This window comes from Aquimarina sp. AU474 (assembly GCF_900312815.1).
GTDB lineage: Bacteria > Bacteroidota > Bacteroidia > Flavobacteriales > Flavobacteriaceae > Aquimarina.
Map to the genome: position 1 here is coordinate 226629 of NZ_OMPE01000009.1, position 25443 is coordinate 252071.

The window sequence follows — 25443 nt, forward strand, 5'->3', positions numbered from 1 at the left end:
GGATGGGCAAATAACAAAAAAAATGTTAACCAATAAAATTTGAGGCGTTAATTTTCTGACATTTCGCCCCGCAAAGAGGTTTCATATATGGTTTTAAGCACTTTAAGAGGTAAATTTTCTCCTAATAAATACATTAACTTGGCGATAGCGGCTTCGGTAGTAATATCTTTTCCAGAAATTACACCCGCTTTTTTTAAGGCTACACTGGTGTCATATTTCCCCATTTCGACACTTCCACCAGCACACTGAGTAACATTTACTATCGGAACCCCCTTCTTAATAAGAGCAGTTAACATCTCTGTAAACCATTTTTTTGTAGTTGTATTACCTGATCCATAAGTTTCTAAAACAACACCTTTTATGTCGGGCAAAGCAGAAATACCTTTTAATATACTCTCATTTATACCAGGAAACATTTTAATGACTACTATATTATTATCAAAATGGGTATGAAAAACCATTTTTTTTCGTCGATTCACAGGTCGTAAAAAAGTCGTATTAACCTTAAGGTGCACTCCAGATTCTACTAATGATGGATAATTAAGTGATTGAAATGCCTCAAAATGCTCTGCATTTATCTTTGTCGTTCTATTAGCTCGAAGCAATTTATATTCAAAATAGAGACCTACCTCGGATATAACTGGTTTCCCTTTTTGTCTTAGTGCGGCTATTTGAACTGCCGTTATCAAGTTTTCTTTGGCGTCGGTTCTAAGGTCACCAATTGGCAATTGAGAACCTGTAAAAATAATAGGTTTGGTAAGGTTTTCAAACATAAAACTAACCGCTGATGCAGTATACGACATGGTATCGCTACCGTGCAAAACCACAAAACCATCATAATTTTCGTAATGATCATTAATAATATGCCCCAGTTCTATCCATCGATCCACATTCATGTCTGAAGAATCAATGGGTTCCTTAAAACTAATTGTATCTATTGTACAATCCAGAAGCTTTAATTCTGGAATCTTTAATAGCAGTTTATCAAAATCAAAAGCTACCAAAGCTCCTGTTTCAAAATTTTTGATCATACCTATGGTACCACCGGTATAAATCAGAAGTATGTTTGATATGTTGTTCATAGGACAAATGAACAAAATTTAAATCACAATTTATTTATTTTAAACCCCGAAAACATCTTTAGAGTTTTGTGTAGTAATTGCAGCAATTTCTTCTATTGGTTTTTGATACACCTCGGATAATTTTTCCAGAATGTTCATTAAATACGAACTCTCGTTCCTTTTACCTCTATAAGGTGTAGGTGCCAAGTAAGGCGCATCGGTTTCTAAAACAATGTGATGTAAAGAGATTTGATCCAAAAATCTATCGATTTTACCATTCTTAAAGGTAACCACTCCTCCTATTCCTAATTTCATATTATAACCAATAGCTCGATGTGCGTCTTCTATCGTGCCCGTAAAACAATGAAAAATACCGAACAAATCTTCCCCTTTTTCAGACTCGAGTACTTCAAAAACTTCTTCGAAAGATTCTCTGCAATGAATAACTATTGGCAATTTGTATTTTTTTGCCAATTGTATTTGATATCTAAAAGCTTCTTTTTGTTCTAATAAAAAGGTTTTATCCCAATACAGATCAATACCAATTTCGCCTACTGCATAAAATGTTTTACTTAAATCACCATTAAGGCGCTTTTCTAATTCATCTCCAACATGCTTAAGCTCATCCTTATAGTTTTCTTTTACGTGTGTTGGATGCAAACCCATCATCAAAAAAACATTCTCTGGGTATTTAGACTCAATATTATACATCGCATTAGTATAAGTAGAATCAATACTGGGTACAAAAAAACGAGTTACACCAATTTCTATGGCACGTTGCATCATTTGGTCCTGATCTTCATCAAAAGACTCGCTATAAATATGTGTATGTGTATCGGTAAGTATCATGCCGCAAAAGTAATTAAATTTTGCGCGCATTATTTATACTTTTCCAGTATAAAATTTAGGCATTCATTACTGTATCGCAATAATTCGTTCTAAAGGAATAACGGTAGATTGTTTAAGGATCACAGATTTTTCGGTTATCCCCCATACTGTTGTCTCTACCTCTTTTGCCCCTTCATCATCTGCAAAAAGAATTTTTACTTTTACATGCTCTAGGTTTCCTAAACTTAAAGCTCTTCTAAGTTTTCTGTATCGATCTTTCTTTTTCTTTTTGTTATTTAGTACTTCTTGATGCGGAAAATGCAAAAATTGAATTTGTTCTTTTTTGATATGTTGTATTTTATCTATAGTATCCATAACCTTACGTATTAATTTATTATCTGGAAAAATTAGTAGGGATGACACCTTATAAATTACATTATTTTAAGATTTTTTATGCTAAAAACAGTGTTAATTAACACTTCTGGGATCGTATTAACAGTACACTAATCTAGTTTTTTCAATAATTCTTGAGCAATCTCATAGTCTTCTGCGCTTTCGGGAATAGTTTTTAACAATTCTGAACATTCACCATGTTTTCCTTGCTTTAACTGATTAAGCGCTTCAAACCAAATGGCTTTGTGATTATAAATTGAATTTCCTTGTGATATTTTTTGAAAAACCTTGGTAGTCTTCTTATACTTATCTTGTTCTAATAGTGAAATTCCGTAATAAAATTGATACTCTATATTATTCACGTCTTGAGATATCAATACCGAAAGATATTTTTCTGCTTCAGCATATTTTTTGGCATTAAAAGCATTTTCGGCCTTTTTAACCTCTTCTTGCGCACTACTTCGCTGGGCAATAGCCAATTCGGGAATGTTTGCATAATCACTATACGCCGGATCTCCTTGATTAAAAAAGTACACCCCAAAAACAATAGCAATACTAGCAGCCACTGCATACAACCAAACTGGCATTTTTATAATTTTCGATTCTTGTTTTATAGATTTATTACTAAAATATGAATCACCTATTTTCTTAAGAGTATTCTCTAATTCATTTTTTTCTTCTTCACCTGTAAAACCTACATCCAAATGAACATGCAATTCTTGATATAGCTTTAACTCTTTTTCAACAGCTTCATCCTCTTTGATTATTCTATCCAACATCAATCTCTCCTCACTAGAAAGCTCATGATTACAATATTTTTCGAACAACTCATATTTTTCTTCTGGGGTCATAACAAATTCTTTAGTTGGTTAAACTTAGGAGCGTTTTGAACTAGTTGTGTTAATTGACCAATACACAAAGATTTCTTTTTTCGAACATAACCATAAGACTGTCCCAATTTTTGCGCCACTTCTTCCATAGATTTTATCCTAAAAGTAGCTTTTAATAATTCTTTACATGCCTTGCCCAATTGATCAAACATTTCATTAAATAGTTCGTGTTTTGCATTGAAAAGCTCAGTTTCTTCTGCAAAGCGAGCACTCTCGTCATCTATAGATACAACACCTTCATTAATTGTTACCTCCTTATTAGTAGATTTTTTTAATTCGTTAATCCATTTACGCTTGCACAATAGAAAAAAATATGCATCAAAAGGACAAGTAAGTTCTAATCCTTTTTCTTTTGCCTGTTTATAAATGGTAATTAAAGTTTCTTGAATTATATCCTGAGCCCTGGATTCATTCCCGCTATTTTTTTTCACATATCCTATTACTTTGGGAGCGAATTTCTCATAAATCTCGGCCAAAATCACAGTATCATTCTGTAAGAGGGCATTAATATATTTCTGATCAGGATGTACTTTGATATTTCCCATTGATATCCGGTTAACGCATCTAATTTAAAAAAAGTTTCAGGATAGAGGGTAACAAAAAACTATAGCTGTTGATCTGAAAGTGTTAACAACAAAAATTATAACATCATGAAAACGGCAACAATCATCAAAAAAACAGCATTAATGATATCTTCAACAAGATTGATTATCATCCTTATACTATCTATACTTATTACTTCATGCGAAGGGGAAGATGGAGAAATCGGTCCCGAAGGGTTACAAGGTGAACAAGGTTTACCAGGAGAAACAGGCACAGCAAATGTTATCTATTCTGAATGGATAGACACCGAATTTGGTGATAACATAACCAACATAAATGTTGCATTCGAATTTGACGCTCCAGAAATCAATACTAACATTCTTAATTCTGGAACCATTTTGGTCTACGGAAGAACTTTTGACACTACTAATGGTGTTCGAGTTTATCAATTACCATTAACAGTAGGTGTTGGTTCTAGCAGGTTATCATATTTATTTATAGTCTCTACAGGAAAAATAGAAATCAGAATAAACTCTTCGGAGGTTATTGGTAATAACGACTTCATACAACAATATCGATATGTAATCATACCTGGAGGTGAATCGGCTACCTCATCGGTAAATCACTCAAAGATGTCTTATCAAGAGATTGCAAATAAATTCACAATCAAAGACTAAAAACACCTCAAAGCTCAACAAAAAAAAATTAATCAATTAATAAGAGGGGTAACAAAAAACAAATGCCCTTGATATGAAAATATAAATCTTAAAAGCAAATTAAAATGAAAACAAAAAAAACGAAAAACGCATCACCAAACAATAGTAAGTATGCAAAACAAACAATAATCGGCAAACTCTTTTTTGTATTTACTCTTCTTTTTTTGGCAAGCTGTAACAATGATGATAATGGGATTAGTGTTCCACCATCAATTAGTGGATTAGAAGTTACTGCCAAAATTATTGAAAACAGAAATGAAGCTAAACAGATCATAAACATAGACGCAACTTCGGGTGGTGAGGTTTATGGCGAAGATGGTACTATTCTTTATTTTCCTGCTAATAGTCTTTTACATCAAAATGGTGACCCAGTTACCGGAAGCGTCACTATCGAATTAGTAGAAATTTATGATAAAGCCAAAATGTTACTCACAAAAATGCCTACAAATGGTAAACGCCCCAACGGAGATGTTGAAACATTAAGTTCTGGTGGAGAATTTTATATAAACGCTCTTAAAAACGAAGAACAATTACAATTGGCAAATGCAATTCAAATATTCGCTCCTACAGATGACTTTGATGATCAAATGGTTCTTTTTAATGGTGTAAATAATGATTGCAATAGTGATAATGATTTAGAATGCGATGTGGTTTGGGAAGAAGATGAACAAGCAGAAGATTTAGAAATGATACAACGAGAAGGTCCTAATGGAACAGGAGTAACTGGGTATTTTGGTTTTATAGGCAATTTTGGTTGGACAAATATCGATCGTTGGTATAGTGATCCAAGGCCAAAAACAATGCTGCAAGTAGATGTACCTGAAGGGTATGACAACACCAACTGTAATGTATATGTTACTTATGATGGAGAACCAACAACTTTAGCTTTATTAGACATATACGACTCTCAAACTGGTTTATTTTCTGAACACTATGGTCTTATACCTATAGGACTCGAAGTACATATAATTTTCGTTTCAGTTCAAAACGATCAATACGTATATGCAATCCAAGCAGCCACGATAGAAGAAGACCATCTTGAAGTTATTGGCGCTACTATAACGGGTACAGAAGCAGAACTAGTTGCACTTATAGATGCATTACCATAATTTTTATTTATGTTGGAATATGACTATAGGTTAACGGGGGTTACAGTATATTCCAATATATATTCCGGAAGGAGAACCTTCCGGAATTTTTTGTGATTAACTACAAAATAACCGGTTACAATATCAATACAAAACAACCTAGGTTACTATAATCATAATCCTGATATTATTACTAATATCAATAATTTAACTTTTTAACTATCTTTAGTAACAACAAAAGAAAATCATGAGGGATTTTTCAGTAGTACTTCTTAGTATATTATTATTTTCAAATTTGTGCATATCGCAAATTCGAATACATGATACCATCCCTAGGGTCGCGCCTATATCACATGAAATTAATGGAAATCAAATAATTTTTGGAGCCGAAATGCCTCCACTCAATCAAATAGCAGGCGCTCCTAAAGCATTTTATACGTATTTCTGGGAATTTGGTGACGGAAATTACAGTTTTGAAGCAACACCAACCCATACTTATAAAAAACAAGGAGATTACAAGACTAAACTTTGGGCCACTAACAATTATGACAACGGTAAACCGCCAGCTAGCAGACCTAAATCGATAACTATAGATCACTCCATTGATGAGGCTTCGATAAATTCAAACTCCTTATTTATAGACGATCAAGATTTAATTCTAAAACGAAATCGAGAACCTATCCCCGACCAAGAAATGATTTTTATTACTAGCTATAAAAACACTAATAATTATGTTTCTAGCGGGAAACTCTATCTCTTTTATAACGATAATCAATTTAAAAATGACAATTTTATTCTAGAAGATACCCGCCTGCACCATGGAGAAAACATTGCTCCCCTAATTCCGATTGCCGAAGTACTTCCAGAAAATGATGATCATACGTTATTAGCATCTTACTCTCAAACCATTCTTATCAACAAAACCTTACACTTTCAGGATACTACAAAAAGAAAAAACCTTCCCTTAACTCTAGAAGAATCAAAAGCATTATATCGCAATCATCAAGTAATAACTTTTAACAATATGCAACCTGGCGAAGAACGGAATATTTTTAGAACTCTAAGAACTACTCCAGAAATGATTAAAGATACCAGTGCGATCGTAACTTTAAGAAGTGTGTATGTCCCCGACGAGAATTTTGGCAATCACACGGTGAAAGATACAGAGATGGAAATCGTTACTTCTCATGATCCCAATAAAATGTCATCTAATGGTTGGTTGATGAATTATCGACTGGTACGATTTAAACGTCTTAAATTTAAAGTACGTTTTCAAAATAATGGAGAAGGTCCTGCTAATACTATAAAATTAGAAGTTGATACACCAGAAATGTTCGATAAATCCACATTGCAAATTGATGGGATGTATCCCGAGTGCCCTATCTGTCCCAAAGAAAAAGAAGTGAATTATAGTTGTCTAGACACCATTTTAAAAAAAGATAAAATTATTTTTCAATTTAATAGGATTTACCTTCCGGGGAGTGCACAAAAAAAAGTAACAGAGATAGATTCTACAAAGGGTTTTGTAAAATACTCTATGAAATTCGGAAAAGATTTTCATAAGAAAAAAACCAAAAGTCGTACTGCCATATACTTTGACAAAAACGATCCTATAATTACTAATTACGCAACTACTCGATTCATGCCAGGTATATCTATAGGAGCAAAAGCAGGATATATTATTGTTCCCGAATTTAATAATCAACAAGAATATTTTGTGGGGGCCACTATATCCCCTTTTAAATCCTATAGAGGTTATTATCAGGCAGAACTCATGCTTTCTGCTTCATCATATAATAACATTAGAAATTTTGAAACAAACACTACTGATGCTGTTGGCAACCGTAATTTGATTAGATTTTCAGAATTAAATCAATTGAACAACATTTCTGTATATGCAGTACCTGGATCTTTTCGATATAATTTCAATAATTTTTTCGCCATGGGTGCTGGCGTACAACTAAAACTCGATCTCACCAGCAAAAATGATCAAGAAACCACAGGTCAAGGTTTTGTTATTAGCCAAGATGGTAGTATCAATCCAAATGTAGATCTTAACTCTTTTAATACTCAAGAAATTGATAATAGCTTAACCAACTTTCAAACAGGTATTTTTATAGGGATGAACTTGGGAACAGTACGAATTGGACCTAGTTTTGGTGCGCGATATGTTTACAATTTTGATACTCCCAACTCTCAAATTCAATTATATGGGATTTGGAAATTTTAGAGCACTCCTTTCCATTGTCATTCTTTCTCTGCTAATTAATGACAAGCTTTTAGCATATCAAGAGGCAGGAACATCAGAATTCCTATATCAACAATTAGATCATTTTTTGCAAAACCCTACCTCATCAAGGGCTTTGCGCATGAGTAAAATCATCGATTCTAAAAAGAATAAACTATACACCAAGCAAGATCAACTAGCATGGGTTATTATTCATTGTAATATTGGGTATTACAAAAATCAATTTGGCAGTTCTTCTTCGGCTATATTACATTATGAAAAAGCATGGCAAGCCTTTTATCAAAATGAACTATCTGATTATGACATTATCGAAAATTGCTTACAACCTTTAGGCAATTTGTATATCAAAATTGGAGATCTCCCCAAAGCAGAAACCACGATAAAAAATTATTTATATCTGGCAGAACAATCTCAAAATATTCCAAAAATCTTATCAGCAATCATCAACCTTTCTATTGCTTATCACAATCAAAGCAAATACTCTAACGCCCTTACTTTATTGCAAAAAGGATTGACTATTGCTCCTAACAATCTAGATATCCTCACCAATATTGCAACCAACCATTTAGGCCTAGGTAATATAACTGAAGCTAAGAATATTGCAAAAAAAATAACTGTATTAGATGCTACCCAAATAAATGCATATCAAATACTAGCATCGGTTTCTTTGGAAAAAAAAGAGCTACAGGATGCTTATAACTATATTACTATAGCAAAGACTAACTTGCTAAGACATAAAAACACCAATACCAGATCTATTGCAAAATTACAATTGGCGTATACCGATGTTTTAATTTCTAAACTCGAATTTGAAGAAGCAAAAAAGACTATCCAAGAAATATATTCTGCCCTATTACCGGCATACGACAAAAAAAATGAGTTCCCAATGACAAAGGATCTTATTGCCGACAAAATCCTTCTACAAACCTTAGACACTCATGCCTATATAAATACACAACTACAAAAACCTTTACAAGCAATAAAAGTGTACAATATCGCTTTTAAAGTTAATGCGTTATTAAACAACCAATACCCTCTTCAGGAAACGAAAATTATTCAACATTCTCAAAATAGAAACAGAACCGAATCTTATATCGATCTTCTTTTTTTATTGTATCAATCTACCTTAAATAAGAAATATATCACACAGGCCTTTATAGCAACAGAAAACTCCAAGGCCCCTTTTGTAAACCAAGCTATACTCTCTAAACAGGTACTTTCTCAATATAAAAATGATTCTTTAGTCGCTAAAAGGAATCAATTAGATCAAAAGTTGACTACCTATGAAACATTATTATTAAAAGAGAAATTAAAAAAAAATAAAGCCAATATTAATCAAATACAAAAATGGACGGAAGCCCATGACATCATATCAATTGAATTAAAGAAAAACATAAAAGAACTACAAAATAAGTATCCAGAGTTAGGTTTGTCTCAGAAAGAAATATCTGTCTCCTTACTTCAAAAAAAATTAGAAGAAAATCAAGTAACTTTAATTGAATATTTCTATGGTAAAAGCAACATATATCAATTTATAATAGATTCTAATTCTTATGAAATTAAAAGAATTAAAAATCCCGAAGTTCTTAAAAAAGTAATCAAAAAATATATTCATTATTACGACTCTCCTTCAAATATCACAAATGACCCTATAGGGTTTTCAAAAGAGGCCTTTAATGCATATAAAATACTGCAATTACCGATATACAATGATCGATTGCTCATTATTCCTGATGGCCTTCTTAATTTTATTCCTTTCGAAGCTTTGCTAACAGAAAAAGTAGCGTTTACGAACTTTCAAAAAATGCCATTTTTGATAAAATCTACAGAACTGAGCTATGAAATTTCGGCTAATAAATATGTAAAATCAACTTCGTTCAATCAAAAAAAGCAAACTGTCTTAGGTACTTTTCCTGTTTTTGAAAACACCGAAATAGAATTACCTTTTTCTTTAACAGAGAGCAACTATATCCAACAATATTTTGAAGGAAATTTTATAGAAAAAGAACAGGCAACATATGAGCATTTTATTAACGAAGCTAAAAAACACGATATTTTGCACCTATCTACACATGCAGAATCGGGCTCCTTTACAAAACCAGCTTCTATAAAGTTTAGCAATACCGATATTTTTGTAAACCAGTTATATGGCATGCAACTTAACTCAGATTTAGTGGTCTTAAGTGCTTGCGAAACAGGTGTCGGCAAACTTGCAAAAGGTGAAGGACCTCTAAGTATAGGGCGAGGATTTCAATATGCAGGAGTAAAGAACACACTCTTCTCCTTATGGAAAGTTAACGATCTTACCACCTCCAAATTGATGCGGAATTTTTACAAAAATCTTAAGACATCATATATAAAAGGAAATGCTTTACATCAAGCCAAACTTGATTACTTAAATGACAAAAACATTACAAATGCACAAAAATCACCTTATCACTGGGCGGCTTTTGTTTATTATGGAGAAATTGAGGCTAATTCTTCCTCGAACTATGTATGGTATGGGGTAAGTATTGTTCTATTCATATTAATTATATTATTTTTACGCAGATTTCCTCAATCCAGAACATGAATACACTAAGAAAATTTTTGACTCATAAAGAATATCATCGCATTCGATTAATTTTTACCAAAACAAATCATTTTGAAGTCAAAGCAACATTAAATGGTATTCAAGGTAATTTTATTGTAGACACTGGAGCTTCCAACTCATGTGTTGGTTTTGAAGCTGTAGAAAAATTTGACCTTTTCGCTCAAGATAGTGACGTAAAAGCTGCCGGAGCCGGAGCCACAGATATGATCACTCAACTTTCGAAAAAGAATTCGATACAGATCGGTAGTTGGTCAAAAAAAAGAGTGTCATTAATCCTGTTTGATCTTAAACATGTAAATGAAGCTTTAATTAATCATAATGCAGAACCTGTAGACGGTATTATTGGTGCTGATGTCCTTAAAAGCGGAAAAGCAATTATTGATTATGAAAGAAAATGCATGTATCTAAAATAAGTAAGACCTCTACATTCCTGTTCGAATAGCCTCAACAGGATCTAATCTTGAAGCAGAAATAGCTGGTAAAATACCCGATATTAATCCAATTATAGAAGAAACTATAGTTCCTAGCATAATATTTACTGGAGACAATATAAATTCAAAATCACCCGTAAACTGCGAGGCCAAAATCGAGATAATCCAAACCAAAAATAAACCAATAAGCCCTCCTATTAGAGATAATATTACGGCCTCGAATAAAAATTGAAATAAGATAAATTTATTCTTTGCTCCTAGAGATTTTTGGATTCCAATAAGGTTAGTTCTTTCTCTTACACTCACAAACATGATGTTTGCTATTCCAAACCCACCTACAAGCAATGAAAACCCACTTATAATTAGACCAATAAAACTCATTTGCCCGGTGATATTATCGATAAAATCCGAGAAGCCTTGTAATTGATTCACAAAGAAGTTATCAATCTCATCGGCTTTCATCCCACGAAATGTTCTAATTTTTTGCTTTAATACCGCCACAAATTCTGCTACATCAATATCCGAATCAGGTTTTATAATTATTGCCGGAAAAGAAGCTTTATTATTATCTCCATAAATCTTCCTCACTAAATTAACGGGAAGAAATACCGCAGTGTCTTTAGAATTACCAAAAAGCCCAGATCCTTCTTTTTTTAGCACTCCAATAACAGTAAGTTTACGACCATACAAACGTATCTTCTTTCCTATCGGATCTGAAGATCCAAATAAACCATTAGCTATCTCATCGCCCAAAACAATTACTGGTGTTCCTGCAACAGATTCTTGCTCATTATAAAATCTCCCGTTCGCTATTTGTAATTCTTCAATCTCATAGTAATCATTTGTAACGGGTGCAATTTCAACATTACTAACACTTTCATCTTGATACTTTACTGTTTCTGGAGCGACGTTTAATATAAAGCTTGCAGCCTTAAGATTAGGCATTGCTCTATTGATATATTGATACTCTTCAAAAGTTACATCAGGAAATTGTTCTCGTTTCCACTGGGGTATATTTGTAGGGCCAAAAGAAAAACGCATTAAATAGATTGTACTATTATCCAAAGAACTGATACTCCCTTTAATTTCTTGTTTCAAAGAATCGACTGCGGCTAACACCCCGATAATAGAAAAAATTCCTATAGTCACTCCAAGAAGCGACAAAAAGGTTCTTAACTTATTATTCACAAGTGCATTTACGGCAAAATAAAAGCTCTCCTTAAGTACTCTAAGATAGATGATCATGTTCTATTTTTTGCTTAAGATTTTAAATAATCTAAAGATAGGACGTTTTCCTTGGTTTTTTGTTACAATTTATAGTAAACAATTACATATAATAGGTTGTCTAATTGGTAAGTAAATTGCTACTTTTGCGTTTTACTAACGAAAACTTCTCATGAGCAACACAAAAACTGCGAAATCTGCATTAATTTCTGTATTCAGTAAAGACGGATTAGCACCTATCGTAAAAAAATTAGACGAACTTAATGTCACTATTTATTCTACCGGTGGAACCGAAAAATTTATTAGAGATTTAGGTATTAATGTTATCCCTGTTGAAGACGTTACCTCTTACCCTTCTATTCTTGGAGGAAGAGTAAAGACTTTACACCCTAAAGTATTTGGTGGGATTCTTAATCGTCAAAACAACGATAGTGATGTTGCAGAACTTGAACAATATGAGATTCCGCAAATCGATATTGTTATTGTAGACTTATATCCTTTTGAAAAAACTGTAGCATCTGGAGCACCCGAGCAAGATATCATTGAAAAAATTGATATCGGAGGGATTTCTTTAATTAGAGCAGCTGCAAAAAACTTTGCTGATGTTACCTGTGTTGCTTCAGTAGATGACTACGCAGAATTTTTGAATGTTATTACCGAAGGAAACGGAAATATTTCTATAGAAGACAGAAAACGTTTTGCTGCTAAAGCTTTTAATGTTTCTTCTCATTATGACACTGCTATTTTTAATTATTTCAACAATGATCATGCTATTCCATCACTTAAAATAAGTGAAACCAAAGGAAAAGTACTGCGTTATGGAGAAAATCCACATCAAAAAGGATTTTTCTTTGGTGACTTTGAAGCTATGTTTGACAAATTACATGGCAAAGAATTATCATACAACAACTTATTAGATGTTGATGCTGCTGTAAATTTAATGAATGAATTTAAAGGAGAAGCACCTACGTTTGCAATCCTAAAACATAATAATGCATGTGGATTAGCCCAACGAGAAACTGTGCTTCAATCCTATATTGACGCATTAGCGGGAGATTCAATTTCCGCTTTTGGAGGAATTTTAATTAGTAATACTGAAATAGATAGTGCTACCGCTAATGAGATTCACAAACTATTCTGTGAAGTCGTTATTGCTCCTTCATTTAGTTCTGAAGCTGTAGAAATATTAAAAGGAAAGAAAAATAGAATTCTTTTAATACAAAAGAACATTGATTTGCCACAAACTCAAGTACGTACATGTCTTAATGGTTCCTTAGTACAGGATAAAGATCTTAAAACTGATACTAATGAAGATCTAAACACGGTAACAAAAACATCACCTACAGCAGAGCAAATCGAAGATCTTTTATTCGCTTCAAAAATATGTAAACACACCAAATCAAATACTATTGTATTTGTTAAAGGAAAACAATTATATGCCAGTGGTACTGGGCAAACATCCAGAGTTGATGCTTTAAGACAATCTATAGAGAAAGCAAAATCTTTTAATTTTGATCTTAACGGAGCTGTAATGGCGAGTGATGCCTTTTTTCCATTCCCCGATTGTGTAGAATTGGCAGATAATGCAGGAATAAAAGCTGTAATTCAACCAGGTGGCTCAATAAAGGATCAACTTAGTATAGATTACTGTGATGAAAACGGAATTGCAATGGTTATGACCGGAACACGCCATTTTAAACATTAATTTTATTACATTTACGAAATTTTAACCCCTTTTTTTGAATTTTATGGGATTTTTTGACTTCTTTACCGAAGAGATAGCAATAGATTTAGGTACCGCCAACACATTAGTGATTCATAATGACAAAGTTGTTGTTGACAGTCCATCTATAGTTGCACGAGATATTATGTCTGGCAAAATTATAGCAGCGGGAAAAGAAGCTGCTATGATGCAAGGAAAAACTCATGAAAATATCAAAACAATTAGGCCGCTTAAAGATGGTGTAATAGCAGATTTTGATGCCAGTGAAAAAATGATAAGTATGTTTATCAAAGATATTCCGGCATTAAAGAAAAAACTATTTGCTCCTGCTTTGCGTATGGTTATCTGTATTCCTTCTGGAATTACTGAGGTAGAAATGCGCGCAGTTAAGGAAAGTGCAGAAAGAGTAAACGGAAAAGAGGTTTATCTTATTCATGAACCTATGGCTGCTGCAATTGGTATCGGTGTAGATATTATGCAACCAAAGGGAAATATGATTGTAGATATAGGTGGTGGTACTACCGAGATCGCCGTAATAGCACTTGGAGGTATTGTATGTGATAAATCTGTGAAAATCGCAGGAGATGTATTTACCAATGATATCATTTATTATATGCGCACCCAACATAACCTTTATGTTGGAGAAAGAACAGCAGAAAAAATAAAGATTCAAATTGGGGCTGCCACAGAAGATCTTGAAATCCCGCCTGAAGAAATGAATGTTCAAGGGCGTGATCTTTTAACAGGAAAACCAAAACAGGTACAAATTTCTTTTAGAGAAATGGCCAAAGCTTTAGATAAATCTATTTTACGTATCGAAGATGCAGTTATGGAGACCTTATCACAAACCCCTCCAGAACTTGCTGCCGACATATACAATACTGGTATTTATCTTGCAGGAGGTGGATCTATGCTTCGTGGATTAGATAAAAGATTATCTCAAAAAACCGACTTACCAGTGTATATTGCAGAAGACCCACTTAGAGCCGTAGTAAGAGGAACAGGAATTACACTTAAGAATCTAAACAGATATAAAAGCGTACTAATTAAATAGTGTAAAAAAAACACTTTTAGAATATACCTAAATTTCTGATTTTACGTTATCCTGCTTTAATGTGTATATATGAGGCATTAAAGTCACATATAAACAAACACTTAACTAAAGAAACAACCAGATTTTAGATCATGCAGCAGATTATTAATTTTTTAATCCGAAACAAACATTTTCTGCTCTTTCTTTTGTTATTACTATTATCATTAGTTTTTACGATACAATCACATTCTTACCATAAAAGTAAGTTTGTGAGTTCAACCAATTTTTTAAGTGGTGGGATATATAGCTGGCAACATTCTGTAAGTGATTATTTTAATTTGAAAACAGAAAACAAACGTCTTCTTTCCGAAAATGAACGTTTGCGAAATCAATTAAGTTCCTTAAGTATCGATTCTGTTGCAATTAAACACATAGATACTTCATCATTCAATAGACCATACACTTTTATAAAAGCTAGAGTAATTAAAAATGATTACAGCAAAATCGATAATTATATTTTAATCAATAAAGGAGAAAAAGACAGTATATCTCCAGATATGGGAGTTATAACAGATAAAGGCATTGTAGGTATTATAGAGAATACTTCGACAAATTACAGTAGAGTCATTTCTATACTTAATAGCAACTCACGTATCAATGCTGGTCTTAAAAATTCTAATCAATACGGTTCTTTAATTTGGAACGGAAAAGATCCGAATATTGTGCAATTAGAAACAATACCTCGACAAGCCGTTCTAAAAGAAGGAGATACCATTATTACAAATGGTCGTTCTACTATTTTCCCAAGAGGAATTGGCATTGGAACCATTGCCAATTATTCATTAGATCAAAATAAAAGTTACTACCTAATCGATGTAAAACTATTTAATGATATGACTAATATTGGTTTTGTATATTCGATAAAGAGTAGTGATGTTCAAGAAATTAAAGATTTAGAGACTGCAAATAATGAATAAAGATACGGCATCACATATCATAAGGTTTATTGTACTGATATTGGTTCAGGTATTAATTCTTAATCATGTTAATTTCTTAGGATCGTTAAACCCGTATATCTATATTATTTTTATTCTTTTGGCTCCTATAAACATCAATAAAAGTCTTTTTCTTCTTATAAGTTTTATCCTAGGACTTACGATAGATATGTTTGGAGATTCTGGAGGAGTTCATGCCGCTGCTTGTATAGTCATAGCCTTCTTTAGACCAGTTGCACTACGATCTGTTTTTGGACTTAGTTACGAATTCCAGACCGTCAAATTAGGAAGTATAGGTTTTGGAGAAAAACTAGCTTATGTAACCATAATGGTTTTAACGCATCAGATCGTGCTTTTTTCGTTGGAAATTTTTAACTTCTCTCATATACTATTAATCGCCAAAAAAACGTTATTTTCCAGTCTATTTACTATTGTGATCACTATGTTGGTCCTAGTATTGTTTAGAAGAAACGATTCATGAGAAAGTTATTATTGTATTTAATCATTATTACAACAGGTATTGTCTTTGTTGCAAGGCTCTTTTACTTGCAAATTTATAACACCTCGTATGCTTCTCTCTCTGAAGACAATGCTATCAAAGTAATTTATGATTACCCTCAAAGAGGTGCAATTTATGACAGAAATGCAAGATTATTGGTTACCAATCAACCTTCGTATGATGTCATGGTAATTCCCAGAGAGTTAAAAGCCTTTGACACCTTAGAGTTTTGTTCAATTTTAAACATTTCTAAAGATAAACTCGTAAAAAGGTTACATAAAGCTAGGGTTTACTCACCAAGAGTACCTTCTATCGTTATCCCACAATTGACCAAAGATGAATATGCTTATCTTCAAGAAAAGATGAGGAAATTTGATGGATTTTACATCCAAAAACGTTCACTTAGAGATTACCAAACTGTCAATGCCGCTAACGTATTGGGATATATCGGCGAAGTAAATGAAAGCCTAATACAAAAAGATCCATATTATATTTCTGGAGATCTTATAGGAATTGATGGTGTAGAAAAACAATATGAAAAAGAGCTTAGAGGTGTAAAAGGTGTAAAGCGTATTCAAAAAGATAGATTTAATAGAGACATTGGCCCATACAAGAACAAAAAGTTTGATACACTACCAGTAAACGGGAAAGATCTTACAATCACTATAGACGCCAGGCTACAGGCCTATGGGCAAAAATTGATGGAGAATAAACGAGGTGGTATTGTTGCTCTAGAACCGTCTACCGGAGAAATTTTGGCATTAATTACCGCCCCGAGCTATAAACCAGAATTACTGGTAGGGCGAAAAAGATCTCCTAATTTCACAAAATTATACTACGACACTATTGCCAAACCTTTATTTGATAGAGGCCTGCAAGGTGAATATCCACCTGGATCTCCTTTTAAAACGATTAACGCACTTATAGGGTTACAAGAAAATGTTATAGACCTAAAAGAAACAGTATCCTGTAGAATGGGATATTATTATGGGAAAAATGGAAGAAAACTAGGCTGTCACTCCCACAGGAGTCCTTTAAATATGATTCCTGGTATTGCCAATTCTTGTAATGCTTATTTTGCTACGGTATACAGAAGAATTATCGAAAAATACGATACTCCCCAAGAAGGTCTTGATACCTGGAGAAAACATGTACAAAGTTTTGGTCTTGGAAATTATTTAGGAAACGACTTGGCTGCAGGAAGGCCAGGAAAAGTACCTACTGCAGAATATTATAATCGTTTATATCAGTACCCGAAATATAAATGGTATGCCACGGGTACAATTTCTAATTCTATCGGACAAGGTGAGGTACTAGCTACTCCTATCCAGTTAGCGAATATGACGGCCGCAATTGCCAATAGAGGATATTATCACACTCCACATATCATTAAAGCTATTGATGGCATGCCTATTGAAAATGAAAATTACACCAAACCCAAATACACTACAATCAACAAAGAACACTTTGACCCCGTTGTCGAAGGTATGCATGAGGTATATACAAAAGGTACTGCCAGTTTTTTACAAGTAGAAGGTATCGAAATTTGCGGAAAGACCGGAACGGCAGAAAACTTCACGAAAATAGATGGTGTTAAAACACAACTAACGGATCACTCTGTATTTGTTGCCTTTGCTCCAAAAGATGATCCAAAAATTGTACTTGCCGTATTTGTCGAAAATGGATATTGGGGTGCTCGATATGCAGGTAGAATAGCATCTTTAATGATAGAAAAACACCTAAGAGGAACCATTTCAAGAAAAGACCTTGAAGATTGGATTCTTACACATAGTCTCGAAGAAGAATATGCCAAACCTCATAGTGGCGAACCTTTTAAAATTAATCAATAATGGCAAAATCTAGTGTAGCAGCTATAGATTGGATTACCGTCCTATTGTTTTTATTATTAGTTGGATTTGGATGGGGTAATATTTACTCGGCGTCCTTCGAAAATGAGGTCTTTTCTTTTACTGATCTCACACAAGTATATATTAAACAAGCGTATTGGATATTATTTAGTTTTGTTATCATAATTATCATTCAAGCCATTGAGGCTAAGTTTTATGAACGTTTTGCTGGATTAATTTATGTAATATCATTACTTTCTCTTCTAGGTTTGTTTGTTTTTGGAAAAACAATTTCTGGAGCAACTTCTTGGTATGTTTTTGGTCCTGTAGGGCTACAACCTTCAGAATTCGCAAAGGCGGCTACCGCATTAGCATTAGCTAAATTCTTGAGCGATATGCAAACCAATATTAAATATATTGGCCACCAACTAAGAGCTTTTTTAATCATTGCTATACCTGCTCTTTTAATTATACCTCAACCGGATCCAGGGAGTGCCCTAGTTTATGCAGCTTTTTTCTTCCCTTTATACAGAGAAGGATTGGCAGCTATATATCTGATTGTAGGTGCTTCTGCAGCGGCTCTTTTTATACTTACTTTACTTTTTAATCCACTCTGGGTGGTACTGGCAATTGCAGCCATAATGATATTTATATTAGTTAGAAATAGAAAACAAAAACCAAAATATTCAAGATATCTCCTTACCATTATTATTATCACAGGCTTCTGCTTTTCGGTTAATTACATTTTTAATAATGTATTTGAACAAAGGCATCGTGATCGTTTCAATATCGTTCTAGGAAAAGAAGTAGATGCCAAAGGGATTGGTTACAACACCAATCAAAGTCAAATTGCTATTGGTAGTGGTAGTTGGACCGGTAAAGGCTGGAAAGAAGGAACCCAAACTAAAGGAGGTTTTGTTCCCGAACAACATACAGATTATATATTTAGTACTGTTGGTGAAGAATGGGGTTTTCTTGGAGCTACAACCATCGTTACTTTATTTCTTTTGTTACTAATTCGATTAATACATCTAGCCGAACGGCAAAAGAATCAATTTAGTCGGGTATACGGCTATAGTGTTGTTGGTATTCTGTTTATACATTTTGCCATAAATATTGGTATGGTAACAGGGTTAATACCAACTATTGGTATTCCTCTACCATTTTTTAGTTATGGAGGATCTGGTCTTTGGGGATTTACAATATTGCTTTTTATATTTATTAAACTCGACGCTAATCGAGTAAATGAATGGTAGTGGAGTTTAAAATTTCCACCCCTTTATAGAAGAAGAGGCCTCTAATTTTATTTCAATTTCATCTTCTAATTTTGGGAAAAAGTCAATCCCCGTAATCTCTTCAATTCTATCTGTCGAAACTACAAATTCTTTCAATGGTTTATTAGAATTTTTATGCGGCATTAAAAAAGCTATCATTTTTGCATGACCTTTTGAATTATCATAAATGATTTTATAAAAATATTTCGGTACCGAAACGGCTTCATATCCTATCGATTTGAGATCATTAGTTAATATTCCGCCAGTAACTACATACACTCCATCATATTTCTTTGCCCAATATCTTGTTTTTTGCTCGAGTGTATTCCATATACCGCTGTTAAATTCATGATTCTGTGGGCTAACATTAGAGGTCACAAAAGTTTCTTCAAAGGCATCATATGTGAACTTTCTATCTCCCGCAGGGCATAAATGTCCTCTGTCATATCCAGAGTTTTTATAATTACGCCAATCGGCAGAAGATGTTCTTACTTTTTTATCTTTTTCAAAATAGGGTCTCTTAAATTCATTAGTCGATAAATGTTCCTTTTTTAACTCATAAGCTACCCACTCTGCTTGCTCATGCTTTTCAGAATATGACAACGAATAATAATCATGAGCAACAATTGACCCTGTTGTTGAGGTAGGCAAAAAGAAAAAACTGTAATTGCTATCATCAGTTTTCTCTTCAGAAACTGTTGTGATGCTGTCAATATTTTCTTCAAAATAATAAAACCCTATTGTGACTAAAATGATTAAAAGAGGATAAAGGTATTTTCTATTCAATTTGGAAAAGTTAAAAAAGTGAAGCACAAAAGTAATCAAATATTTACGTGTAGCTATCCCCCGATATTAATAACATTTCAAACTACACATTTATAAATACGGACAAACAATTATTATTTGTAACATTAATCACATCATAATAAATCATTTAAATTACTATTTTAGAGAAGTTAATTTTTTGAAGGTTGAATAATATATTATCTTAGAAAGCTAAAATATTTTATCATATCTCGAATAATCAATATGATAACTCTAAAAACTCATCTCGCACAATCACATGGAAAATAACATCGAACAAATAGTCGAAAGTGTTTTGATTCAAAATCGAATTAGAAATTACGACAAAAAAGATCTCGAACTTCAGTTAAAAATACATCCAAATTATCCTAGTTTTCAATCGGTAACGGATACTCTAGATTATTTTGATATAGACAATATAGCTGTAGAGGTTCCTACGGAAGCATTGGATCAACTACCAAAAAGCTTTGTGTCTTTGGTTAAAACCGAAAATTCTGAGGAAATTGTTGCTGTTATAAAGAAAAATGATAGTATTGAAATTAAACATACCAGTCACAAAAAGAAGAAATATACTTTTGAAGAGTTTAAAGAAATCTGGTTACCAAAAGTAATTGCTGTAGAATACAATGCTAAACAAAACATAGCTTCAAACCGATCTTTTATACAGACGTTCTTAACCATAGCATTGGCCATTGGATTGATTTTTACACTTGTTGATAGATCATGGGATCTATATCAAGCATTATTCTTGCTAACCTCTATTGGAGGTTTGGTTTTTAGTTTTTTTGCCTTGCGTGAAAGCCTAGGTATTCAATCTCAAGCCATTCATCAATTTTGTACAACTGTAGGTAATACTAATTGTGGAGATGTAATCAATAATAATAGTGGTAAACTCTTTAAAGGTTTTACCTTATCAGACGCCGGGATTGCTTTTTTTGGATCTATAACTCTGTATCAAGTCTTTTTTGGTTTTACTAGCATTTTACTTATTCCGGCTTTAATAGGTGTTCCTTTTGTAATATACTCTATATATTCACAGGGCTTTATCGTAAAAAAGTGGTGTGCAATTTGTTTGACTATAGGCGCGGTTTCAATCGCCTTAGCCATTATAGCGTTTATAAGCCTTCCATTTGTATTTGAAATTGAACTACTACCACGATTTTTAATGATCTCTGCTTTATTTACTTCAATTTATCTTTTTGCTAAAGAAAAAGTTAGCGAGAATAAAGAGTTTAGATTAGACAACACTAAACTAAATCAATTTAAAAGAGATGGTCAAATATTCACTCATTTATTAAGTTTATCCGAAAAAATATCAGACACAGCTACTTTCAAAAATGAAATAGTATTAGGAAATCCAAACGCAGAATTTAAGATCATTAGCTACACTAATCCTATGTGCGGTTATTGTAAGGATGCATTTGAGACCTACGCTCGTGTTATAAAAGCTATGGGAGATAAATTACAAATAGTAATCCGTCTTGGGGTGAGTTTAGAAAAACAAGATGCCGAACCCACACAAATAGCGCTTAGATTAATGGATATTTATCATGATCAAGGGCAAGAAAATTTTATAGCAGCGTATTCAGATTGGTTTGCAGATAGGACGTTTAGTAAATGGATCAAAAAATACAAGGCTCCTTCAAACAATCCTATGTATGTAGAAGTTTTACATAAACAATCAGAATGGTCTAAAAACAATAATATCCCTTATACACCTGCTTCGGTAATTAATGGCACTACATATCCAAAAAAATATAGTTATACCGAGTTTTTCTATTTTGTGGGTATGTTGCTCGAGAATCAAACGAGCTCTGTTTCTGAAGAAGAGCAAGCTATTGAGAATGTAAATTAATTCGGACTACCCACTTATTATATTATTAAAAGTAAAAAGAAAGGTTTTGTTTTCAAACAAAACCTTTCTTTTTACTTTTAATATCTACCAAATATTTTTCCCAACATATTATTATGGTCCAACAATTGGCTTAACGCAAAACATAGGTAAGGACCATGTACATTCAAGTCCAGACATTGGTTCAGGTTCAGTACATGTTGATTGACCCGAATACATTCCCCCTCTTATTGACTCTAACGAATTCAATTTTGCTACCTGAAATTTCTTAATGCTCAATTTCTTTTTTTTCATTCTTTAATGTTTTAATTTCTAAATTATTCAAAAAATAAAAATACTACCCCAAGACAACGAGACAATCTCCAACTACGGACCATGTGCATTCAAGTCCGGACATTGCCTCTCCATCTGTAATACATCCAGGTTTTTTAGTAATACATTCAATTTGGTTAGTATGTCCTCCTCCTTTTATTGACTCTAACGAATTTAATTTTGCTACTTTAATTTTTTGTAGACTTAACTTCTTTTTTTTCATTATTAATCTTTTATTGTTAAACACTGCTTAAAATTAAATAAATTCGGAAGTTATTGATAATCAAAAGAGGAAACTTAGTACGTTTTCATGAAATCGTAGTAAAAACATATAATTTGTCAATTTTTATCCATTAATTTTTCGACATTCCTGATAAAATACGACGGGTATATTCCGGTGGTTTTGTGAAACGCTTTGGAAAATGCTTGTGTGGTATTAAATCCTATTTCATTAGAAATCGCCTTAATCGTATAATTTCGAAATTTACTATCATTCTTTATTTTTTCTACGCCATAATGCACTCTAAGTTCATTTATATACACACTAAAATTTTTGTTTTTATAGGTATTAATCGTTTTAGATAAATATTTGGAATTTGTATCGAATTGTTTTGCCAAATCATTTAGTGTAATACTAGCATCCAAAAACCGATCACTCTTTTCAAAAAGCTCTAATTTGGATAAAATATCGGTTACAACCTCATCCGGGATTTTGGATTTATTTATACCTAGATCATTTACCTGTCGAGCATTATTATCCTCTTTTTGAACCAAGTTTAAAAATCGTTTTTTCAAGATTTTCTGTCTTCGATACAAATAAAACAACCCAATTGTGCTTATAGCAAGAAGTCCTAATACAATAAACAACCTATTTGATGTTGCACTATTCTTACTCTCTAACTTATTTATAATAATTTCTTTTTCTTCGATTAATTTTGGAGTATCGTATAATTTAGCAATTTTTTTACCCAAATATTGATTATTCGTATTAAGTATACTATCTACCTTCAACAGTTGCGTAACATATTTCAGTTGATTTGGAAGGTCATTTTTTGATTTATAATAGTTAATCAAATACTCATAAGAATCTCTTGTCTCTGGATGAATATCATTAATTACGTTAAATAATGAATCTACTTTCTTAAAACAAACTATCGCGCCATCTTCATTTTTACGTTTCATTAAATTTTTACCACAATATTGATATGCAAAAATTAAATTAGGAATATCTAATTTGTTTTTAAAGTCATTTAAAACCTTAAAAACACTATCATGGCTTGCTGTATAATTTTCGAGATGATATTGATTAATTCCTTCATTTAGTACAAACTGATAATATTTTATTTGATTATTAAAACGAAGTGATTGATTTATTCCCAAAGAATTATAATAAGTTGTAGAATCAAATTCCTTAATGCGATGATAACTATCTGCTAGAGAAAACAGCGAGCGTAGATAACTATTATTGGTAAAGTTAGTTTTTGATTTATTTATAATTTCCCAGTTTTCTTTAAAAATTTTATGGGCATCAACATAATCTCCTATCCTACTTTTTAACACCCCTATATTATGTTCATTAAAGTAATTGGGCTTAGAAAAATTTTTGAGATATTTTTTTGCATTAAGAAAATTATCCAATGCTGGATTAAATTTCCTTTTAGTATAAAGATATCTTCCTTTGTTTAAAAAACTCATTCCAACAAAACGATCATTTTTTACCTTTTTTCCAATATTAATTACACTATCCATGTATTGAAAAACTATGTCTTGATCTGTATTTATTATAGATAAAAAATAAAATCCATTTAAAATTTGAGTAGTATCTCTTTCTTTTTTCCCTTTTATCAAAATAGCTTTTGCATACTTTTTAAAGGTAATTGTATCATTCATACTTCTTGCCAAAGATGTATTAAGCTCTTCAAACGTCTTATTTAAAAGTGAATCGTGTACTCTATTTTGTATGGTTCCTTGAAAAGCGAATGCAGAAAACTCATAAAACAAAAAAAGAAATAGCAATGCGTATGTTTTCTTCATATGGTCGGAATAATTCAATTTATTTTATACAAATGGACTGTAACTCTAAATAAACATCTCACAAAACCCATACCAGATTATCAATACTCATCATCGATGTTTTCATTTTTACAATATACTCTAAAACCGCATAAAGTGGTAATATAGAGTGCAATTTATTGTAAAAAAACCCTTCTACGAATTCCCGGAAACCGAAGTACGTTTTCATGAATCGTGATGTACTTCACTTGTAAAGCGCTCAATCTCCACTCTATATTTGAATCGATCAAAAACTTTATATCTGGTCAAAAAACGGGGAAGCCGAAAACCATAACAACAGAGTAGGCTATAATCTAAAATAATCAAAAATGAAAACTTTAGATCTTAACAAAATGGAGAATGTTCATGGTGGTGATGGATGTGGTTATGGAGATGCAGCCCTTGTCGTTGCAGAAACTATAGCTGGCACAGTATTAACCCTATTTGGAGGGCCGGTTGGCGCTGTTGTCGGTGTTGCTCTTTTGGCCGATGCTGTTGATACAGCCTGGAGCTGTCCTTGAAAAATAATTAGGGGGTAGCCGAAAACCAATAATAGAGTAGGTAATAATTAAAATCAATAAAAATGAAAAATTTAGAAGTTCACAAAATGGAAAAATTAACTGGTGGTGGCTTTTGGGGTTGTGCCGCTGGTATAGCTCTGCTTGTAGTAGGTACCGCGCACTTAAACCCAGTTGTAGGTGGATCAGGGATCGTAGTTATGGCGCTAGAATGCCATGATTAAACATTATTGTTTTTTGAAATAATACAAAAATTAATTAGGGGGAAGCCGAAAACCAATAATAGAGTAGGCAATTATAATATTAAATCAAACATTATGAAAAATTTAGAAGTAAACAAAATGGAAAGCATTAATGGTGGTGGATGCATCGGTATGATAGGCTCATTTATCGGTATGGTTGCTAGTACTTTTATTACACCAATCGGACTTGGAATTGCAACAGGTCTTGCAGCTGGACTTTCTTTTGTAGACAATGCAATGGAGTGTGCAGAGGGGTAAAATCCAGGTAATTCTCTCA

Annotated in this window: 24 protein-coding genes; 15 read left to right on the forward strand and 9 right to left on the reverse strand. The window is 32.7% G+C overall.

Annotation, left to right across the window (positions count from 1 at the left end; genetic code table 11):
* Positions 1–47 precede the first annotated feature (47 nt).
* The 5 genes from DK508_RS14735 to DK508_RS14755 form a co-directional block, all read right to left on the reverse strand.
* Entirely contained in the window at positions 48–1082 is a 1035-nt protein-coding gene (locus DK508_RS14735; protein WP_109301556.1) for an asparaginase, read from the reverse strand.
* A gap of 39 nt (positions 1083–1121) precedes the next feature.
* Entirely contained in the window at positions 1122–1910 is a 789-nt protein-coding gene (locus DK508_RS14740; RefSeq protein ID WP_109301557.1) for a TatD family hydrolase, read from the reverse strand.
* Positions 1911–1976: 66 nt separating this feature from the next.
* Positions 1977–2264, reverse strand: a complete 288-nt coding sequence (locus DK508_RS14745; RefSeq protein ID WP_109301558.1) for a hypothetical protein — start codon at positions 2262–2264, stop codon at positions 1977–1979.
* Between the two features lie 128 nt (positions 2265–2392).
* Entirely contained in the window at positions 2393–3133 is a 741-nt protein-coding gene (locus tag DK508_RS14750; protein ID WP_109301559.1) for a hypothetical protein, read from the reverse strand.
* Positions 3130–3717, reverse strand: a complete 588-nt coding sequence (locus DK508_RS14755) for an RNA polymerase sigma factor (RefSeq protein ID WP_109301560.1) — start codon at positions 3715–3717, stop codon at positions 3130–3132. The genes DK508_RS14750 and DK508_RS14755 overlap by 4 nt, the downstream gene beginning before the upstream one ends.
* A 105-nt stretch (positions 3718–3822) precedes the next feature.
* Here DK508_RS14755 and DK508_RS14760 point away from each other — a divergent pair, with 105 nt between their 5' ends.
* From DK508_RS14760 to DK508_RS14780, 5 genes are all read left to right on the forward strand, one after another.
* Positions 3823–4392, forward strand: a complete 570-nt coding sequence (locus DK508_RS14760; protein WP_109301561.1) for a hypothetical protein — start codon at positions 3823–3825, stop codon at positions 4390–4392.
* A 104-nt stretch (positions 4393–4496) separates the two neighbouring features.
* Positions 4497–5540 (forward strand): hypothetical protein, encoded by a 1044-nt coding sequence (locus DK508_RS14765; protein ID WP_109301562.1) that lies wholly within the window; start codon positions 4497–4499, stop codon positions 5538–5540.
* A gap of 226 nt (positions 5541–5766) precedes the next feature.
* A complete protein-coding gene (locus tag DK508_RS14770) occupies positions 5767–7749 on the forward strand; it encodes a PKD domain-containing protein (RefSeq protein WP_109301563.1) in 1983 nt (660 codons plus the stop codon).
* Positions 7730–10339 (forward strand): CHAT domain-containing protein, encoded by a 2610-nt coding sequence (locus tag DK508_RS14775; protein ID WP_160114727.1) that lies wholly within the window; start codon positions 7730–7732, stop codon positions 10337–10339. The genes DK508_RS14770 and DK508_RS14775 overlap by 20 nt, the downstream gene beginning before the upstream one ends.
* On the forward strand, positions 10336–10773 hold the full coding sequence (locus DK508_RS14780) for a retropepsin-like aspartic protease (RefSeq protein WP_109301565.1): 438 nt from the start codon (positions 10336–10338) through the stop codon (positions 10771–10773). Before DK508_RS14775 ends, DK508_RS14780 begins: the two co-directional genes overlap by 4 nt.
* Before the next feature lie 9 nt (positions 10774–10782).
* Here DK508_RS14780 and DK508_RS14785 read toward each other — a convergent pair whose 3' ends face one another.
* Positions 10783–12036 (reverse strand): ABC transporter permease, encoded by a 1254-nt coding sequence (locus DK508_RS14785; protein ID WP_109301566.1) that lies wholly within the window; start codon positions 12034–12036, stop codon positions 10783–10785.
* A gap of 151 nt (positions 12037–12187) precedes the next feature.
* Here DK508_RS14785 and purH point away from each other — a divergent pair, with 151 nt between their 5' ends.
* The 6 genes from purH (at position 12188) to rodA (ending at position 19368) form a co-directional block, all read left to right on the forward strand.
* The gene (gene purH, locus DK508_RS14790; RefSeq protein WP_109301567.1) at positions 12188–13720 is read left to right on the forward strand and encodes a bifunctional phosphoribosylaminoimidazolecarboxamide formyltransferase/IMP cyclohydrolase; all 1533 of its coding nucleotides are present in this window, start codon (positions 12188–12190) and stop codon (positions 13718–13720) included.
* Between the two features lie 43 nt (positions 13721–13763).
* Entirely contained in the window at positions 13764–14792 is a 1029-nt protein-coding gene (locus DK508_RS14795) for a rod shape-determining protein (protein ID WP_109301568.1), read from the forward strand.
* Positions 14793–14923: 131 nt separating this feature from the next.
* A complete protein-coding gene (gene mreC, locus DK508_RS14800) occupies positions 14924–15748 on the forward strand; it encodes a rod shape-determining protein MreC (RefSeq protein ID WP_109301569.1) in 825 nt (274 codons plus the stop codon).
* Positions 15741–16247 (forward strand): rod shape-determining protein MreD, encoded by a 507-nt coding sequence (gene mreD / locus DK508_RS14805; protein ID WP_109301570.1) that lies wholly within the window; start codon positions 15741–15743, stop codon positions 16245–16247. The genes mreC and mreD overlap by 8 nt, the downstream gene beginning before the upstream one ends.
* Entirely contained in the window at positions 16244–18115 is a 1872-nt protein-coding gene (gene mrdA / locus DK508_RS14810; RefSeq protein WP_109301571.1) for a penicillin-binding protein 2, read from the forward strand. The genes mreD and mrdA overlap by 4 nt, the downstream gene beginning before the upstream one ends.
* Positions 18115–19368: a rod shape-determining protein RodA gene (gene rodA, locus DK508_RS14815; RefSeq protein ID WP_109301572.1), complete on the forward strand. Its 1254-nt coding sequence runs from the start codon at positions 18115–18117 to the stop codon at positions 19366–19368. The genes mrdA and rodA overlap by 1 nt, the downstream gene beginning before the upstream one ends.
* A gap of 6 nt (positions 19369–19374) precedes the next feature.
* Here rodA and DK508_RS14820 read toward each other — a convergent pair whose 3' ends face one another.
* The gene (locus DK508_RS14820; RefSeq protein ID WP_109301573.1) at positions 19375–20172 is read right to left on the reverse strand and encodes a DNA/RNA non-specific endonuclease; all 798 of its coding nucleotides are present in this window, start codon (positions 20170–20172) and stop codon (positions 19375–19377) included.
* 277 nt (positions 20173–20449) lie between these two features.
* Between DK508_RS14820 and DK508_RS14825 the strand changes: the two genes are divergently transcribed.
* Positions 20450–22045 (forward strand): vitamin K epoxide reductase family protein, encoded by a 1596-nt coding sequence (locus DK508_RS14825; RefSeq protein ID WP_109301574.1) that lies wholly within the window; start codon positions 20450–20452, stop codon positions 22043–22045.
* A gap of 334 nt (positions 22046–22379) precedes the next feature.
* Here the strand turns inward: DK508_RS14825 and DK508_RS14835 are convergent, their stop codons facing one another.
* Positions 22380–22577 (reverse strand): hypothetical protein, encoded by a 198-nt coding sequence (locus DK508_RS14835; RefSeq protein WP_109301576.1) that lies wholly within the window; start codon positions 22575–22577, stop codon positions 22380–22382.
* Between the two features lie 116 nt (positions 22578–22693).
* On the reverse strand, positions 22694–24388 hold the full coding sequence (locus tag DK508_RS14840) for an AraC family transcriptional regulator (RefSeq protein ID WP_109301577.1): 1695 nt from the start codon (positions 24386–24388) through the stop codon (positions 22694–22696).
* A gap of 347 nt (positions 24389–24735) precedes the next feature.
* On the opposite strand from DK508_RS14840, the gene DK508_RS21200 reads away from it, so the two are divergent.
* From DK508_RS21200 to DK508_RS14845, 3 genes are all read left to right on the forward strand, one after another.
* On the forward strand, positions 24736–24927 hold the full coding sequence (locus DK508_RS21200) for a hypothetical protein (RefSeq protein WP_160114728.1): 192 nt from the start codon (positions 24736–24738) through the stop codon (positions 24925–24927).
* Positions 24928–25013: 86 nt separating this feature from the next.
* The gene (locus DK508_RS21535) at positions 25014–25148 is read left to right on the forward strand and encodes a hypothetical protein (protein ID WP_255411340.1); all 135 of its coding nucleotides are present in this window, start codon (positions 25014–25016) and stop codon (positions 25146–25148) included.
* 93 nt (positions 25149–25241) lie between these two features.
* The gene (locus tag DK508_RS14845) at positions 25242–25424 is read left to right on the forward strand and encodes a hypothetical protein (RefSeq protein WP_109301578.1); all 183 of its coding nucleotides are present in this window, start codon (positions 25242–25244) and stop codon (positions 25422–25424) included.
* Positions 25425–25443 lie beyond the last annotated feature (19 nt).

What these genes read in the sequence shown, in the direction of transcription:
- DK508_RS14735 (WP_109301556.1), bottom strand. Translation starts at nt 1,082, where the DNA reads ATGAACAACATATCAAACATACTTCTGATTTATACCGGTGGTACCATA.
- DK508_RS14740 (WP_109301557.1), bottom strand. Translation starts at nt 1,910, where the DNA reads ATGATACTTACCGATACACATACACATATTTATAGCGAGTCTTTTGAT.
- DK508_RS14745 (WP_109301558.1), bottom strand. Translation starts at nt 2,264, where the DNA reads ATGGATACTATAGATAAAATACAACATATCAAAAAAGAACAAATTCAA.
- DK508_RS14750 (WP_109301559.1), bottom strand. Translation starts at nt 3,133, where the DNA reads ATGACCCCAGAAGAAAAATATGAGTTGTTCGAAAAATATTGTAATCAT.
- DK508_RS14755 (WP_109301560.1), bottom strand. Translation starts at nt 3,717, where the DNA reads ATGGGAAATATCAAAGTACATCCTGATCAGAAATATATTAATGCCCTC.
- DK508_RS14760 (WP_109301561.1), top strand. Translation starts at nt 3,823, where the DNA reads ATGAAAACGGCAACAATCATCAAAAAAACAGCATTAATGATATCTTCA.
- DK508_RS14765 (WP_109301562.1), top strand. Translation starts at nt 4,497, where the DNA reads ATGAAAACAAAAAAAACGAAAAACGCATCACCAAACAATAGTAAGTAT.
- DK508_RS14770 (WP_109301563.1), top strand. Translation starts at nt 5,767, where the DNA reads ATGAGGGATTTTTCAGTAGTACTTCTTAGTATATTATTATTTTCAAAT.
- DK508_RS14775 (WP_160114727.1), top strand. Translation starts at nt 7,730, where the DNA reads ATGGGATTTGGAAATTTTAGAGCACTCCTTTCCATTGTCATTCTTTCT.
- DK508_RS14780 (WP_109301565.1), top strand. Translation starts at nt 10,336, where the DNA reads ATGAATACACTAAGAAAATTTTTGACTCATAAAGAATATCATCGCATT.
- DK508_RS14785 (WP_109301566.1), bottom strand. Translation starts at nt 12,036, where the DNA reads ATGATCATCTATCTTAGAGTACTTAAGGAGAGCTTTTATTTTGCCGTA.
- purH (WP_109301567.1), top strand. Translation starts at nt 12,188, where the DNA reads ATGAGCAACACAAAAACTGCGAAATCTGCATTAATTTCTGTATTCAGT.
- DK508_RS14795 (WP_109301568.1), top strand. Translation starts at nt 13,764, where the DNA reads ATGGGATTTTTTGACTTCTTTACCGAAGAGATAGCAATAGATTTAGGT.
- mreC (WP_109301569.1), top strand. Translation starts at nt 14,924, where the DNA reads ATGCAGCAGATTATTAATTTTTTAATCCGAAACAAACATTTTCTGCTC.
- mreD (WP_109301570.1), top strand. Translation starts at nt 15,741, where the DNA reads ATGAATAAAGATACGGCATCACATATCATAAGGTTTATTGTACTGATA.
- mrdA (WP_109301571.1), top strand. Translation starts at nt 16,244, where the DNA reads ATGAGAAAGTTATTATTGTATTTAATCATTATTACAACAGGTATTGTC.
- rodA (WP_109301572.1), top strand. Translation starts at nt 18,115, where the DNA reads ATGGCAAAATCTAGTGTAGCAGCTATAGATTGGATTACCGTCCTATTG.
- DK508_RS14825 (WP_109301574.1), top strand. Translation starts at nt 20,450, where the DNA reads ATGGAAAATAACATCGAACAAATAGTCGAAAGTGTTTTGATTCAAAAT.
- DK508_RS14835 (WP_109301576.1), bottom strand. Translation starts at nt 22,577, where the DNA reads ATGAAAAAAAAGAAGTTAAGTCTACAAAAAATTAAAGTAGCAAAATTA.
- DK508_RS14840 (WP_109301577.1), bottom strand. Translation starts at nt 24,388, where the DNA reads ATGAAGAAAACATACGCATTGCTATTTCTTTTTTTGTTTTATGAGTTT.
- DK508_RS21200 (WP_160114728.1), top strand. Translation starts at nt 24,736, where the DNA reads ATGAAAACTTTAGATCTTAACAAAATGGAGAATGTTCATGGTGGTGAT.
- DK508_RS21535 (WP_255411340.1), top strand. Translation starts at nt 25,014, where the DNA reads ATGGAAAAATTAACTGGTGGTGGCTTTTGGGGTTGTGCCGCTGGTATA.
- DK508_RS14845 (WP_109301578.1), top strand. Translation starts at nt 25,242, where the DNA reads ATGAAAAATTTAGAAGTAAACAAAATGGAAAGCATTAATGGTGGTGGA.